The sequence below is a fragment of the Streptomyces sp. NPDC101110 genome (assembly GCF_044759525.1).
In the GTDB taxonomy this organism is placed as follows: Bacteria; Actinomycetota; Actinomycetes; order Streptomycetales; family Streptomycetaceae; genus Streptomyces.
In genome coordinates this window covers 147,904-161,134 of sequence record NZ_JBIVZM010000012.1, presented here as the reverse complement: position 1 = coordinate 161,134, position 13,231 = coordinate 147,904, and the positions used below count along the sequence as shown (strand labels likewise).

Below are 13,231 nucleotides of genomic sequence, written 5' to 3'. Positions count from 1 at the left end.
TCTGAGGCGGGAGTGTGGCGACTGTGTGTTCAAGTGTTGAAGTAGTGAAGGATCGCAGGTGAGACCGATGTATAGGGCATCTATCTAGCGGAGCCGCTGGCTGATGACCTTCGACACACCGTCGCCCTGCATGGAGACGCCGTAGAGCGCGTCGGCGACCTCCATCGTGCGCTTCTGGTGCGTGATCACGATCAGCTGGGAGGCTTCCTGGAGCTCCTGCATGATCCGGATGAGCCGCTGGAGGTTGGTGTCGTCGAGGGCGGCCTCGACCTCGTCCATGACGTAGAACGGGCTGGGCCGCGCCTTGAAGATCGACACGAGCAGCGCCACCGCGGTCAGCGACCGCTCCCCGCCCGAGAGCAGCGACAAGCGCTTGACCTTCTTGCCCGGCGGACGCGCCTCGACGTCCACGCCCGTGGTGAGCATGTTGTCGGGGTCGGTCAGCACCAGCCGCCCCTCACCGCCGGGGAACAGTCGGCTGAAGACGCCCTCGAACTCCCGGGCCGTGTCGCGGTACGCCTCGGTGAAGACCTGCTCGACGCGCTCGTCGACCTCCTTCACCACCTGGAGGAGGTCCGCCCGCGTCTTCTTCAGGTCCTCGAGCTGCTCGCTGAGGAACTGGTGGCGTTCCTCCAGTGCCGCGAACTCCTCCAGGGCGAGCGGGTTCACCTTGCCGAGCTGCTGATAGGCACGCTCAGCGGCCTTCAGGCGCTTCTCCTGCTCGGCCCGGAGATACGGCCGGGGCCGGTTGCGCGGGTGCTCAGGGTCCTCCGGCAGCTCCTCGCCCTCGGCGGGGGGCGAGGGCGGCACGAGCTGGTGCGGTCCGTACTCCGCCACCAGCCCGGCCGGTTCGACACCCAGTTCCTCCAGCGCCTTGGTCTCCAACTGCTCGATGCGCAGCCGCTTCTCGGCGCCGAGTACCTCGCCGCGGTGGACCGAATCCGTCAACTTGTCGAGCTCGGCCTTGAGATCGCGCCCCTCGGTGCGGGCGCGGGCCAGTTCCTGCTCGCGGCGGGCCTTGGCGGCCTCGGCGACGGTGCGCTCCTCGTCGGCGCGGGCCAGGGAGACCTCGACGTGCGCGAGCAGCTGCCGCGCACCCGCCCCGACGGCCTCGGCGACAGCCGCCTCGTGGCGCAGCCGGGCCCGCCGCTGCTCGGCGCGCGCGCGTGCCTCGCGTTCCGCACGGGCGGCCCGGTCCAGGGAGTCGGCCCGTCCGGCCAGACCCTTGACGCGTTCCTCGTGCGTACGGGCCTGGAGCCGGGCCTCCATCTCGGTCTGGCGGGCGTTGGCGCCGTCGGCGGCGAGCCGGTCCCGTGCGGAGGTGTCGGGCTCCTCGTCGATCGGCATCTCCTCGGCGACGGCGAGCCGCTCGGCGAGTTCCTCGACCTCTTCGAGCGCCCGGTCGAGGGCCTCCTGCGCCCGGGCCGCGGCGGCGCTGGACCGCTCGGCCTCCCCCGCGGCGCCCCGTGCCTGCCCGGCGAGGCGGCCGAGCTGCTGGGCGACGGCCGACTTCTCCCGGTCGGCCGCCCGGCGACGCTCGCCCAGCTCCTCGACCAGAGCGGCACATTCCTTGCGCCTCTCGACCGCCGCGTGCTGCGTCTCGGTGAGCTCCTCGCAGCGGACGGCCAGCTCTTCCAGCTCGGCGGCGGCCTCGTCGACGGAGGCCTGGACCTCGAGGAGGCTGGGGGCGCCGGCGGAGCCGCCGTGGGCGAAGTGGGCGCCCAGGAGGTCGCCTTCGGCGGTGACCGCGGTGAGGTCGGGGTGGGCGTATACGAGGTCCTCGGCGTCTTCGAGGGTGCCGACGACGACGATGCCGTGCAGCAGCCGGCGGACGGCCGGCATCAGGTCGGAGGGGCCGCGTACCAGGTCTGCGGCATAGGTGTGGCGGGCGTCCGCGGGGCCGTTGTGGCTGGTCGCGCAGTTTCCCGCGTCCCTGAGGGCGTCATCTCCTGCCAGGAGCAGGGTGGCCCGGCCTCCGTCCTGTTTGCGCAGGAGTCGGATCGCGTCGGCCGCCGAGGCCGGGGTCGTGACGGCGATCGCGTCCGCCGCCGCTCCGAACGCGGCGGCGACGGCGACCTCGTGGCCGGGGGTCACCGTCAGGAGTTCCGCCGCCGGGCCCAGCAGGCCGGAGAGGCGGTCCTTCGCCGCGAGCAGTATTCCGGTGCCGTCCTTGCGGCGCAGGCCGAGGGCCAGGGCCTCGTGGCGGGCCTGGGTCGCGGCGCGTTTGCGTTCCGCCGCGGTGGCGGCCTCCCGGGCGGCCGTGAGCGCGGCCTCGGCGTCGGCCAGCTGCTGCTTGGCCGACTCGTGCTGCCCGGCGAGTTCCACGTCGCCCGCGTCGAGGCCGTCGACCTCGGCCTTGAGGGCCTCGTACTCCTCCTGGGCGGCGACGGCACGTTCCTGCGCCTCGTCACGGGCGGCGGCCAGGCGTTCGATCTCGGCCTGGGCGGAGGCCGCGCGGGAGCGGGCGGCGTTGACCTGGCCGCTGAGGCGGGCCAGTCCCTCACGCCGGTCGGCGATGGCACGCGCGGCGTCCTTCAGACGCCGTTCCTCCTCGACGAGTGCGCGTTCCAGCTCGGCACGGTGGGCGACCGTGTCCTCCAGGGCGCGTTCGGCCGCCTCCAGGGCCGCTTCCAGCTCGGCCTCCTGCTCACGGATGCGGGCGGCCTCGCGCTCCATGTCCTCGGGGTCGCGGCCGCGTCGCTCCTCGGGGGGAGCGGAGGTGGCGCTCTTCACCCGGGCGTCGGCCAGTGAGATCGTGCCGCGCACCCGTTCGGCGAGCTGGGAGAGCTCGTACCAGGTCTGCTGGGCGCGCTGGAGGCGTGGCGTGAGCTGCCGGACCTCGTCCTCCAGGAGGGCCTCGCGCTGTTGCGCCCTGCGCAGGTCCTGCTCGGCGGACTCCTTGCGCTCCTTCAGCGCGGCCTCGTCGGCGACCTCGGCCTTGAGCGCTTCCTGGAGCCGTACGAGGTCGTCGGCCAGCAGGCGCAGGCGGGCGTCGCGCAGGTCGGCCTGGATGACGGCGGCCCGGCGGGCGACGGCGGCCTGGCGGCCGAGGGGCTTGAGCTGACGTCTGAGTTCGTCGGTGAGGTCCTGCACGCGGGCGAGGTTGGCCTGCATCGCGTCCAGCTTGCGCAGCGCCTTCTCCTTGCGCTTGCGGTGCTTGAGGACGCCTGCGGCCTCCTCGATGAAGGCCCGCCGGCCCATGGGGTCGGCGTGCAGCACGGAGTCGAGCTGGCCCTGCCCGACGATCACGTGCATCTCGCGGCCGATGCCGGAGTCGGAGAGGAGGTCCTGGATGTCGAGGAGGCGGCAGGTGTCACCGTTGATCTGGTACTCGCTGCCGCCGTTGCGGAACATGATCCGCGTGATGGTGACCTCGGCGTACTCGATGGGCAGGGCCCCGTCGGAGTTGTCGATGGTCAGGGACACCTCGGCCCGGCCCAGCGGGGGGCGGCCGGTGGTGCCGGCGAAGATGACGTCCTCCATCTTGCCGCCGCGCAGCGACTTGGCACCCTGCTCGCCCATGACCCAGCTGAGCGCGTCGACGACGTTGGACTTGCCCGAGCCGTTCGGTCCGACGACGCACGTGATCCCCGGCTCGAACCGGAGGGTGGTCGCGGAGGCGAACGACTTGAACCCGCGGAGGGTCAGGGCCTTGAGGTGCACGCCGCCGGACTCTACCGCCCGGGTCGGTCTCACTCCATGAACCCACGGTTTCACCGCTGAACGCGCAGGGCACATCAGACGTTAAAGACGGTGAAAGGATGCGGGGGCAAGAAAGAAGGGACGCCGGCGGGGCGTCCCTTGCACTTCTGACAACTAGGCGGTTGTGACGGGCGGCCCAACCACTGCTGTACCGATGTGGAGCGGTGCAGTGATCAGGTGAGCGCAGGCTCCGCCTGGTGTGCGTCAACGCTCTCCATGATCCTGTCGTGAGAAGCGGCAGCCGTCAGCGCTTCGTTCTCCGCCTGGATCCGTCCGAGCTCGGATTCCAGGTCCTGGACGCGCTGCTGGAGCCGTCGCATCTCGGCGAGGAGTCGCGGGTCGGAGCCGCCGACGTAACCGAGAAGCGCCTTTGCCATGATGGATGGTCCTCCACAATGCGTGACCGACCGCTGCGGTGTGGGTCGTGAGGGATTCGCACCCGCGGTCTTGGCAGGGCCTGGAGTTGTACTGCCGTTCAGCCATGCCAAACAGCTAAGGTGCGCGGGGCTTTCAGCGTCTCACCAAAAAGTTTGACGGTCAACACGATCACGCCCCGTATCAAGGGGCGGCCCGGGCACGCGCGGCCTGGAACGGCCGTACCGCGGCTTCTGCGGGGCCCTCGGGGCGTGGCGATCATCCTTGCGTGCGGAGCGCGTCAAGGCAAGCGGTTCCGGCAATCACCAGCAAGTTTCCGCTCCGGGCGGTCGCCCGGCCCCCGTTCGCGGGCGGCTCGCGGGGCCGCCCGGCGGGTCTGGTCAGCGGATGGCGAAGCCCTCGTAGCCGCCGCGGGGTGTGTCCCAGATCTCGGTGACGCCGTCCACGCGGCCGGGCGTGTCGTCGCCCTGCAGCCACTCCAGAAGGCCCTCGCACCCCTCGCGCCCGCCCTCGGCGACCACCTGGACCCGCCCGTCGCCCAAATTGAGAGCAAAGCCACTCAGGCCGCCGATCTCCAATGCCTTGGCCCGCGTGAACCAGCGGAAACCCACACCTTGGACGCGTCCCCGCACCCAGGCGACCAGTCGCACATCTTCGCTCATGACTGCAACCTAACCGCCCAAACTCTCTCCGGGCACTTCCTCCACTTGCGTCATGCGGTACCGTCCCCCCTCAACGAATCTCATATGAAACTCACACGATCGAGTGAGTTTGGTGTTGATCTCGAGGACGAGTCGACCCCCAGGACGAGGAAGGCCAGGACATGGGACGCCACCGACGCTCCGACGCCGGCCGCGCCGCCACGGGCCGCGCCACGGGAATCACCCACCCCGACGGCTTCGCAGAGGGCCACGATCCGCTGTACACCGCGGACGGCGCCCCGACGATGGGCATCGCGCCCTATCTGAACCCGGAGGCGTACGCCGAGACCAGCGCCAGGAGCGAGGCGTATCTGTTCGGCGCGGAGACCTCCGCGGCCGGTGACCGCTTCACGGACACGGCCGTGTTCGCGAGCGACGGTTTCGGCTCCGACGGTTTCACCCCCGACAGCGGCACCCGCCGCGCGGGCGCGCACCGCCGCCGCAAGAAGGCCGCCCGGCCGATGCGCACCGGCCTGCTCGGCGTCTCCGCCGCCGTCGCCCTCGGCACCGTCGCGGTCGCCACGGGGGCCGTGCCCGGCCTCGACAACTACAAGCTCGGCGGGGGCGGCGGGGCCGACAACGTCCAGGCCGGCAACACGCCCACGAACACCCCGATCGAGCAGGGCGGCACGTCCGGCAGCGCCGACAGCCGGGGCGAGACGTCCACCAGCCGGGGCGCCGAGCGGTCCGGCTCGCCGTCGCCGTCGGCCTCGAAGACCTCGGCCGCGCCGACGAAGACGCCGGAGAAGCCCGAGAAGACGCCGGAGAAGACCCCGGAGAAGAAGAAGCCGACGGCCACTCCCAGCGAGAAGCCGGAGAGCAAGCCCTCCCGGACGGCCACGAAGGCGCCCCGGACGCCCGGCGCCTCCGCCGCCCTGTCCGGGGAGTCCGCCGCCGCGGCCCAGGTGCTGAGCCTCGTGAACGAGGAGCGGGCCAAGGTGGGCTGCAGCCCGGTCGCCGCCAACAGCGCGCTGACCGAGCTGGCCCAGAACTACAGCGAGGAAATGGCCGCGCGGGGCTTCTTCGACCACACCGACCCGGACGGCCGCACGCCGTGGGACCGGGCCGAGAAGGCCGGGATAGCCAACCTCGGCGGTGAGAACATCGCCCGCGGCCAGGCGGACGCCGCGGCCGTGATGGACGCCTGGATGAACAGTCCCGGCCACCGCGCGAACATACTGAACTGCGACTTCAAGACCCTGGGCGTCGGTGTCGAGCTCGGCTCGGGCGGCCCGTGGTGGACGCAGAACTTCGGTTACTGAGGTAATCGCGGGTCAGGGCGCTAGGAGACCTCGGGGGCCGTCTGGGGGCCGCCTCCCGAGGAGTCCACTTCCTCGAAGACGCGATCAACGGCGGCCCGCACCGACGCGCAGAGGGCCGCAAGGCATGCATGCCGTTGCTGCGATGAGCGTCGACGCCCGGCGTCCGGAGAGCCGGCCGCCGCACGCGGTCATTGAAGCGTTGCGGCACGGGACACAGGGCCGGCAGTCGACGCAGACCGGCACGCTCGCTGCGACGGTCGTGGCTCGACGCGCGCGACGACCCACGGGTGCCTACTCTTGACTCGCAGACGCCAGGCGTGCAGGGGGATTCCCGCGTTGAGCGGGTGCGGTCCGACTTCCCAAGCACAAGAAGGGGTCCCACAGTGGCTACTGCACCTGAAACTCCAGTGCTCGACACGATCGCCGCCATGACGATCGACTCCATCGAGCGCTGCCACATGGACGAGCGGACGCTCATCCTCGCCCGCATTTCCGCACTCGTGGCCATGGACGCGCCGGCCATCTCCTACCTCGCCCACATCAACCCGGCGATCAAGGCCGAGTTCACGGTCGAGCAGCTGCAAGACCTGCTCGTCGCGATCGCTCCCGTCGTGGGGACGGCGCGCGTCATGTCGGCCGCAGGCCACATCGCCCAGGCGTTCGGTGTCGCGCTCGCGCTTGCCGAGAGCGAAGCCGAAGCCATCGCTCAGGCGGAAGCGGACAGCCGCAACGCCTCCTAGGACAACCCCGAAGCAGCAGGGATTGTCATCGGTCCACGCGTGTGGCGCCCTTCGGGCCGAATCGGGGCTGTCGAAGGGCACCCCAACGATGACCAATGCTGACAACCGTGGACGGCAAATCGCAGGTCGCAGCATTAGTCGATTACGGATCCGCAGGTCAGAGACCCAACCCTGCACTTCTTCGGTCGCTCAGGCACCGGCAGGGCCCGGCCACCGGGCCCTGCCGGTGCGCTCAGGCGGCGGCCAGGCCCCTGCGGAACACCCTGGCCGTCTCCGCCACCCTGCGGCCCAGCACCTCGGCCGTGGCGATGTCGGTCTTGTGGACCGCCTCGGGGCCCTCGTCCGCGTTGGTCTGAGCGGCCGCGCCGGCGAAGACGCCGAGGCGGTTGAGGTCCTGCTCGGATCCGGTGCTGCTGTTCCAGCCGGGGAGCAGGCCCAGGTTCACCCAGTGCATGCCGAGCTGTGCGGCGAGGATCTGGAAGTACTGCAGGGTGTGCAGCTTGTCGCCGCTCTTGGAGGCGGAGTTGGTGAAGCCCGCGGCCAGCTTGTCCTTCCAGGCCTGGGTCGCCCAGCGCTTCGACGTGGCCTCCGCGAAGACGTGGAAGGCGCCGGACGCGGTGCCCATGTAGGTCGGCGATCCGAACACGATGGCGTCCGAGCGGTCGAGGACCGCCCACTGCTCCTCCGTGATCTCGTCGACGTTGATCAGGTGCACCTCGGCACCGGCTTCGACGGCACCGGCCCGGACCGCCTCGGCGATGACGGCGGTGTGTCCGTAGCCCGAGTGGTAGGCGAGGGAGACGACAGGGGTGGTCATGTGAGTACTCCTGAAATAGGCAGGTCGCTAACGGTGAGCAAAGGTAAGCACTAACTTTTGGTTAGTGCAACCTGTCGGTTAGCGCTGCGCTGGCGTACTCTGGTCACATGACCACCACCCAGGAGCTCTCGGAGGGCCTCGACGACCTTCCGTTCAACGTGTTCGCCAAGGCCTGCCCGTCACGCGGCACGCTGGAGCACGTCACGGGCCGCTGGGGCGGCCTCGCGCTCGGCGCCCTGTACGAGGGTTCGCTGCGCTTCAACGAGCTGCGCCGGCGCGTCGACGGGGTGAGCGAGAAGATGCTGTCCCAGACGCTGCACGCCCTCGAGCGCGACGGCCTGGTGCACCGTGAGGCCCAGCCGACCAATCCGCCCCGCGTGGACTACGAACTGACGCCGCTGGGACGCGACGTGGCCGAGCGGCTGCTCGCCCTCATCCACTGCGTGGAGGGCAGCATGGAACAGGTCCTGGCCGCACGCGAGCGGTACGACTCCGCTAAGGCGTGATCCTCGGCGGCCGCTGGCACTTGGGGCAGTAGTAGCTCGACCGGTTCATCCAGGGCCGCCGGCGCATCGGAGTGCCGCAGCGCCGACAGGGCAGGCCCTCGCGCCCGTACGCGTCGAGTGAGCGGTCGAAGTAGCCCGACTCGCCGTTGACGTTGACGTAGAGGCTGTCGAAGCTGGTGCCGCCCACCGCGAGGGCCGCGTTCATCACGTCCCGCACGTGGCCCAGGAGCATCAGGGTGCGGGGGCGTGTGAAGGTCGCGGTCGGGCGCTCGTAGTGGATGCGGGCCCGCCACAGCGCCTCGTCGGCGTAGATGTTGCCGACCCCGCTGATCAGTGACTGGTCGAGCAGGGCCCGCTTGATCGTGGACCGCTTGCGGCGCAGCGCACGGTGGAAGGCCTCGTCGTCGAAGAGCTCGTCGAGCGGGTCGCGGGCGATGTGCGCGATGACGTCCGGCAGCCCCTCGGCCGTGTTGTCGTGCAGCGAGAGACCGCCGAAGGTGCGCTGGTCGACGAAGCGGAGTTCGGTCTCCAGGGCGTCGGTGAAACGGACGCGGATGCGCAGGTGCTTCTCGTCCGGAGCGGTGTGCGGCTGCACCAGGAGCTGGCCGCTCATGCCGAGGTGGGCGAGGATCGACTGGTCCGTGTCCTCCAGAGGCAGCCACAGGTACTTGCCGCGGCGGCTGGGGACGCCGATGCGGTGACCCTTGAGCCGGTGCGCGAAGTCGTCGGCACCGGCGAGGTGGCGGCGCACCGCACGCGGGTGCAGCACCTCGGCCTCGGCGACGGTCCGGTGGGCGACCCACCGCTCGAGACCGCGCCGTACGACCTCGACCTCGGGCAACTCGGGCATGGACTCCCCCGTCACGGACCTGTGGATGACGCGAGCGCCCGCCCCGGGCAGGGGCGGGCGCTCGGGTGCGCGGTGTGCCGCCCGGGTGCGGGCGGCGGCGGGTCAGCCGCCGGCGCTGCCGTCGGTGACCGTCTGGGCGGCCTGAGCGGCTGCCGTCTGCGTCGCCTCGGCGTCCTTCGCCGCCTTGGCACGCTCGTCCGCCGCGGCCCGGATGGACCGCCATGCGGACTCGGCGGCCTGCTGCTCCGCCTCCTTCTTGCTGCGGCCGGTGCCGGTGCCGTACGAGACGCCTCCGACGCGGGCGGCAGCAGTGAAGGTCTTCTCGTGGTCGGGGCCGGTCTCCGTGACCAGGTACTCGGGAACGCCGAGTCCCTCGGTCGCGGTGAGTTCCTGGAGACTGGTCTTCCAGTCCAGGCCGGCTCCGAGGTTCGAGGACTTCTCGATCAGGGGGTCGAACAGGCGGTGCACGAGCTCCGCCGCCGAGTCCAGTCCCTGGTCGAGGTAGACCGCGCCGATCACCGCTTCGAGGGTGTCGGCGAGGATGGACGCCTTGTCCCGGCCGCCCGTGCCCTCTTCACCCCGGCCGAGCCGGATGAAGGAGCCCAGGTCGAGCCCGCGGCCCACTTCGGCGAGCGCACGCGAGTTCACCACCGCGGCCCGCAGCTTGGCCAGTTGGCCTTCTGGGAGGTCGGGGTGGGTGCGGTACAGCGTGTCCGTGACCACGAGGCCGAGGACGGAGTCCCCGAGGAACTCCAGGCGCTCGTTGGTCGGCAGACCGCCGTTCTCGTATGCGTACGACCGGTGGGTCAGTGCGCGCACCAGAAGGGCGGACTCGAGCTTGTAGCCGAGCCGCCCTTCCAGAAGCGTGTGGGACGAGGCCTGGTTGTCCGCCGGAGCACTCCCGCTCACACGGGAAGACTTGTTCTTAGGCGTGGACACAGTGCCTCTCACCAGCCGCTCAGACCTCGAGGACCTGGCGCTTGTTGTAGGTGCCGCACGACGGGCACGCGATGTGCTGCTGCTTGGGCTCGTGGCAGCGCTCGCACGCAACCAGGGTGGGGACCGCAGCCTTCCACTGCGACCGGCGGTGGCGCGTGTTGCTGCGCGACATCTTCCGCTTCGGAACAGCCACGGCTACTTCTCCTGCTTCTCGTCGACGCCCGCTTCCGCGTCAGCGCCGCTCATCTCGTCCTTCTCGCCGTCCTTCATGGTGCCGGCGAGTCCCTGCAATGCCGCCCAACGGATGTCGACGGCGTCATGGTGGTGGTCCGGGTCGTCCGCCAGCCGCGCGCCGCACTCGGCGCACAGCCCGGGGCAGTCTTCCCGGCACACCGGCTGCATCGGCAGTGCGAGCACCACCGCATCACGCAGCACGGGCTCGAGGTCGAACAAGCCGTCCTCGAGGAAGAGCCTGTCCTCGTCGTCCTCGGCGTCGTCGCCCGGTTCCGCGATCACGCGGCCCCGGTCGTCGGCGTCAGGGTACGAGAACATCTCCTGGAACTCCGCTTCGAGCTCCTGCTCGAGCGGCTCCAGACACCTTACGCACTCCCCTTCGGCCGCGGCACGGGCGGTGCCTGTGACGAGCACCCCTTCCATGACCGACTCCAGGCGGAGTTCGAGCTCCACCGGGGCGCCTTCCGGCACTCCGATGACCCCCTTGATACCGAAGTCCGTGGGGGCGTCGACCGCGCGGGTCAGGCGCTGCAGCGCACCAGGCCGCCGTCCCAGCTCGTGTGTGTCGAACACGAGGGGGTTGCGGTGGTCGAGGCGGGCGTTCAGGGCCATTCCAACTTTCGGTCTGCCGAGCTCGGGGACGCCGCCCTTCGTCGTTCCCGGGCAGCGGTGATCGCGGACGTACGCGCGACCGAAGAGCCAGGATACTGGACCTTTCGCTCTCGGCCCAATCCGGGGCTCAGCCCTGACCGCGGCCCTGCTCGTAGGCCCGCAGCTGCTCCGCGCTGATCATGCCGGTGTCGAAGAGGCTGGTCTCGTCGAGGGCGTAGCCCTGCTGGGGCTGGTGCCCCTGCTGGGCCTGGTGCCCCTGTTGCGGCTGCTGCTGGGGCTGGGGCCGGCCGGGGTCGTAGCCGCCGTGCTGGGCGTCGTAGCCCTGGTAGGCGTAGGGGTCGGCGTGCTGGTAGCCGTAGGGGTCCTGCTGAGCGGCGTAGGCCTGCTGCGGGTAGCCGCCGTAGGGGTCGGGCTGCTGGACGGAGGCGTCTCCCGCCGGGGCGTAGCCGGCGGTCGGGGCGTACGCCGGCTGCGACTGCGCGTAGTCCTGCTGCTGTGCGGGCTGCCCTGCCGGGGGCTTCTGGTCGGCGAGGGCGGCCAGGTCGGCAAGGTAGTCGGCGTCGCTGGAGTGCTGGACGGTGCTCGCGTCGTCGGCGAGAGCGCCCAGGTCGTCGGTGGCGATCCGGCCGTGCAGCTTCTGCCGGCCGCGGCCGACGGCCTCCAGGGTCTTGGCGAGGACTGCCTCGAAGGCGCCCAGCTTCACGTCGACGTACTCGTCGGCGCTGCGGCGCTGGGTCTGCGGGTCGTGGCTGCGCTCGGGGGCGTCCTCGTCCTCGTAGCCCTGCTCGTCGACACCGGGGCCGGTGCCCAGCAGCTTCTCGCGGCCGCGGCCGACGGAGCCCAGGGTCTTGGTGAGGACGACCTCGAAGTTGGCGAGCTTGGAGTCGACGTACTCGTCGGCCTCGGCGCGGATCTCCTCGGCCTCCTGGCGGGCCTCGGTGAGGATCCGGTCGGCCTCGGCCTGGGAGCGGCGGGCGACCTCGGTGCCGGAGATCAGGGAGCCGCGCTCGGCGTGCGCGCTCTCGATGATCTGCTGGGCCTCCTGGCGGGCCTGCTCGACCATCTGCTCGCGCCCGCCGATCAGCTCCTGGGCCTGGGCGAGGGAGTCGGGCAGCGCCGCGCGCACCTCTTCCAGCATCGCGAGCAGCTCGGCGCGGTTGACCACGCACGAGGCCGACATGGGCATGGACCGGGCGCCGGAGACCGCGGAGACGATCTCGTCGAGCTTCTTCTGCACGTCCACCGTGTGCTCGCCACTCTCTACAGATGCGTTGGAGACGGACGGGACGACTGTACGGCCATGGGGGCGCGCCGGAACACCGGGTGACGGGCAGTCAGCCCCCCGGGAAGCCTCCGGGGCCGGTTCAGTCCCTCTTCAGGCGCTCGGTGAGGACCTGGAGGACCTCGGCGGGCACCAGGTGGGAGACGTCGCCGCCCCAGGTCGCGACCTCCTTGACCAGGGAGGACGACAGGAAGCTGTAGGTGGGGTTGGTGGGGATGAAGAGGGTCTCCACGCCCGAGAGGCCGTTGTTCATCTGGGCCATCTGCAGCTCGTAGTCGAAGTCGCTGACCGCGCGCAGGCCCTTGACGATGGCGGGGATGTCGCGCTGCTTGCAGAAGTCGACGAGCAGGCCGTGGAAGGCCTCCACGCGGACGTTGCCGTACTCGGCGGTGACCCGGCGGATCAGGTCGATCCGCTCCTCGATCTCGAACAGGCCCTTCTTGGCCTGGTTGATCATCACCGCGACGTAGACCTCGTCGTACAGCCTGGAGGCGCGCGAGATGATGTCGAGGTGTCCGTTGGTGATCGGGTCGAACGACCCGGGACAGACGGCGCGGCGCACTTGTGATCCCTCGCTCTCCGGTCCGGTCATCGTGCGTCTTCGCACGTAGAGGCGGCGCGACCGTACCAAAACGTTCCCTCGCCGTAGCGACGGGCCCGGAGGGGTTCGAAACCCTCGGGCCACCGGAATTCACCGCCTCTGGTGCTGCGCTCCACGGTGACGAGGGCTTCCTCGGCGAGCCAGCCTTCTGTGCGGAGTGTGAGGAGGATCTCCCGAAGATCGTCGTCCGTGACGGCGTAGGGCGGGTCGAGGAAGACGAGGTCGTACGGAGTGCCGGGGGGTGCTGTGCGGATGATCTGTTCCGCTTTGCCTGATCTGACGTCGGCGCCCGGGAGGCCGAGGTTCTTGACGTTCTCCCGGACCGTTCGGACGGCTTTGGCGTCGGCTTCGACGAGGAGGGTGTGACCGGCGCCCCGGGAGAGGGCTTCCAGGCCCACGGCTCCCGATCCCGCGTAGAGGTCGAGGACGCGTTCGCCGTCCAGGGGGCCGCCGAGGAGGGATTGCCAGGTGGAGAAGAGGCCTTCGCGTGCGCGGTCTGAGGTGGGGCGGGTGCCGGTGCCTGGGGGTACGGCGAGTCGACGTCCGCCGGCTGCGCCGGCGATCACGCGGGTCATCTTCGGTCCTTGGTCGTGGACGGGTTCAGGTTCAT

General features: G+C 70.6%; 14 protein-coding genes. 3 read left to right on the top strand and 11 right to left on the bottom strand.

Annotation, left to right across the window (positions count from 1 at the left end; genetic code table 11):
* Positions 1 to 84: 84 nt before the first annotated feature.
* From smc to ACIQU3_RS26565, 3 genes are all read right to left on the bottom strand, one after another.
* Positions 85 to 3,663 carry a chromosome segregation protein SMC gene (gene smc / locus ACIQU3_RS26575; RefSeq protein ID WP_403928070.1) on the bottom strand — a complete coding sequence of 1,193 codons (3,579 nt, stop codon included), beginning with the start codon at positions 3,661 to 3,663 and terminating at the stop codon, positions 85 to 87.
* 212 nt (positions 3,664 to 3,875) lie between these two features.
* Positions 3,876 to 4,079: a hypothetical protein gene (locus ACIQU3_RS26570; RefSeq protein ID WP_030852030.1), complete on the bottom strand. Its 204-nt coding sequence runs from the start codon at positions 4,077 to 4,079 to the stop codon at positions 3,876 to 3,878.
* A gap of 378 nt (positions 4,080 to 4,457) precedes the next feature.
* Positions 4,458 to 4,739, bottom strand: coding sequence for an acylphosphatase (locus tag ACIQU3_RS26565; RefSeq protein ID WP_234847521.1), 282 nt, complete (start codon positions 4,737 to 4,739; stop codon positions 4,458 to 4,460).
* A gap of 161 nt (positions 4,740 to 4,900) precedes the next feature.
* Between ACIQU3_RS26565 and ACIQU3_RS26560 the strand changes: the two genes are divergently transcribed.
* Both ACIQU3_RS26560 and ACIQU3_RS26555 read left to right on the top strand, forming a co-directional pair.
* The gene (locus ACIQU3_RS26560) at positions 4,901 to 6,040 is read left to right on the top strand and encodes a CAP domain-containing protein (protein WP_403736702.1); all 1,140 of its coding nucleotides are present in this window, start codon (positions 4,901 to 4,903) and stop codon (positions 6,038 to 6,040) included.
* 383 nt (positions 6,041 to 6,423) lie between these two features.
* Complete coding sequence (locus ACIQU3_RS26555) at positions 6,424 to 6,780, top strand: carboxymuconolactone decarboxylase (protein ID WP_403736705.1); 357 nt, start codon at positions 6,424 to 6,426, stop codon at positions 6,778 to 6,780.
* 232 nt (positions 6,781 to 7,012) lie between these two features.
* Here the strand turns inward: ACIQU3_RS26555 and ACIQU3_RS26550 are convergent, their stop codons facing one another.
* Complete coding sequence (locus ACIQU3_RS26550; protein WP_403736708.1) at positions 7,013 to 7,597, bottom strand: flavodoxin family protein; 585 nt, start codon at positions 7,595 to 7,597, stop codon at positions 7,013 to 7,015.
* A gap of 107 nt (positions 7,598 to 7,704) precedes the next feature.
* Here ACIQU3_RS26550 and ACIQU3_RS26545 point away from each other — a divergent pair, with 107 nt between their 5' ends.
* A complete protein-coding gene (locus tag ACIQU3_RS26545; RefSeq protein WP_403736711.1) occupies positions 7,705 to 8,103 on the top strand; it encodes a winged helix-turn-helix transcriptional regulator in 399 nt (132 codons plus the stop codon).
* On the opposite strand, the gene mutM is transcribed toward ACIQU3_RS26545, so the two are convergent.
* The 7 genes from mutM to rsmD all read right to left on the bottom strand — a co-directional run bounded on the left by mutM (position 8,093) and on the right by rsmD (position 13,196).
* Entirely contained in the window at positions 8,093 to 8,953 is an 861-nt protein-coding gene (gene mutM / locus ACIQU3_RS26540; protein ID WP_234847526.1) for a bifunctional DNA-formamidopyrimidine glycosylase/DNA-(apurinic or apyrimidinic site) lyase, read from the bottom strand. The two genes, ACIQU3_RS26545 and mutM, sit on opposite strands and share 11 nt — an antisense overlap.
* A 102-nt stretch (positions 8,954 to 9,055) precedes the next feature.
* Positions 9,056 to 9,904: a ribonuclease III gene (rnc, locus tag ACIQU3_RS26535; RefSeq protein WP_403928067.1), complete on the bottom strand. Its 849-nt coding sequence runs from the start codon at positions 9,902 to 9,904 to the stop codon at positions 9,056 to 9,058.
* A gap of 7 nt (positions 9,905 to 9,911) precedes the next feature.
* Positions 9,912 to 10,085 carry a 50S ribosomal protein L32 gene (gene rpmF, locus ACIQU3_RS26530; RefSeq protein ID WP_003951102.1) on the bottom strand — a complete coding sequence of 58 codons (174 nt, stop codon included), beginning with the start codon at positions 10,083 to 10,085 and terminating at the stop codon, positions 9,912 to 9,914.
* A 2-nt stretch (positions 10,086 to 10,087) separates the two neighbouring features.
* On the bottom strand, positions 10,088 to 10,738 hold the full coding sequence (locus ACIQU3_RS26525) for a YceD family protein (RefSeq protein ID WP_403928065.1): 651 nt from the start codon (positions 10,736 to 10,738) through the stop codon (positions 10,088 to 10,090).
* Positions 10,739 to 10,865: 127 nt separating this feature from the next.
* Positions 10,866 to 11,981, bottom strand: a complete 1,116-nt coding sequence (locus tag ACIQU3_RS26520; protein WP_403928062.1) for a cell division initiation protein — start codon at positions 11,979 to 11,981, stop codon at positions 10,866 to 10,868.
* Positions 11,982 to 12,102: 121 nt separating this feature from the next.
* Complete coding sequence (gene coaD, locus ACIQU3_RS26515; RefSeq protein WP_234847533.1) at positions 12,103 to 12,582, bottom strand: pantetheine-phosphate adenylyltransferase; 480 nt, start codon at positions 12,580 to 12,582, stop codon at positions 12,103 to 12,105.
* A 26-nt stretch (positions 12,583 to 12,608) separates the two neighbouring features.
* Positions 12,609 to 13,196, bottom strand: a complete 588-nt coding sequence (rsmD, locus tag ACIQU3_RS26510) for a 16S rRNA (guanine(966)-N(2))-methyltransferase RsmD (protein ID WP_403736730.1) — start codon at positions 13,194 to 13,196, stop codon at positions 12,609 to 12,611.
* Between the last annotated feature and the right edge of the window lie 35 nt (positions 13,197 to 13,231).

What these genes read in the sequence shown, in the direction of transcription:
- ACIQU3_RS26570 (WP_030852030.1), bottom strand. Translation starts at nt 4,079, where the DNA reads ATGGCAAAGGCGCTTCTCGGTTACGTCGGCGGCTCCGACCCGCGACTC.
- ACIQU3_RS26565 (WP_234847521.1), bottom strand. Translation starts at nt 4,739, where the DNA reads ATGAGCGAAGATGTGCGACTGGTCGCCTGGGTGCGGGGACGCGTCCAA.
- ACIQU3_RS26560 (WP_403736702.1), top strand. Translation starts at nt 4,901, where the DNA reads ATGGGACGCCACCGACGCTCCGACGCCGGCCGCGCCGCCACGGGCCGC.
- ACIQU3_RS26550 (WP_403736708.1), bottom strand. Translation starts at nt 7,597, where the DNA reads ATGACCACCCCTGTCGTCTCCCTCGCCTACCACTCGGGCTACGGACAC.
- ACIQU3_RS26545 (WP_403736711.1), top strand. Translation starts at nt 7,705, where the DNA reads ATGACCACCACCCAGGAGCTCTCGGAGGGCCTCGACGACCTTCCGTTC.
- mutM (WP_234847526.1), bottom strand. Translation starts at nt 8,953, where the DNA reads ATGCCCGAGTTGCCCGAGGTCGAGGTCGTACGGCGCGGTCTCGAGCGG.
- ACIQU3_RS26525 (WP_403928065.1), bottom strand. Translation starts at nt 10,738, where the DNA reads ATGGCCCTGAACGCCCGCCTCGACCACCGCAACCCCCTCGTGTTCGAC.
- rsmD (WP_403736730.1), bottom strand. Translation starts at nt 13,196, where the DNA reads ATGACCCGCGTGATCGCCGGCGCAGCCGGCGGACGTCGACTCGCCGTA.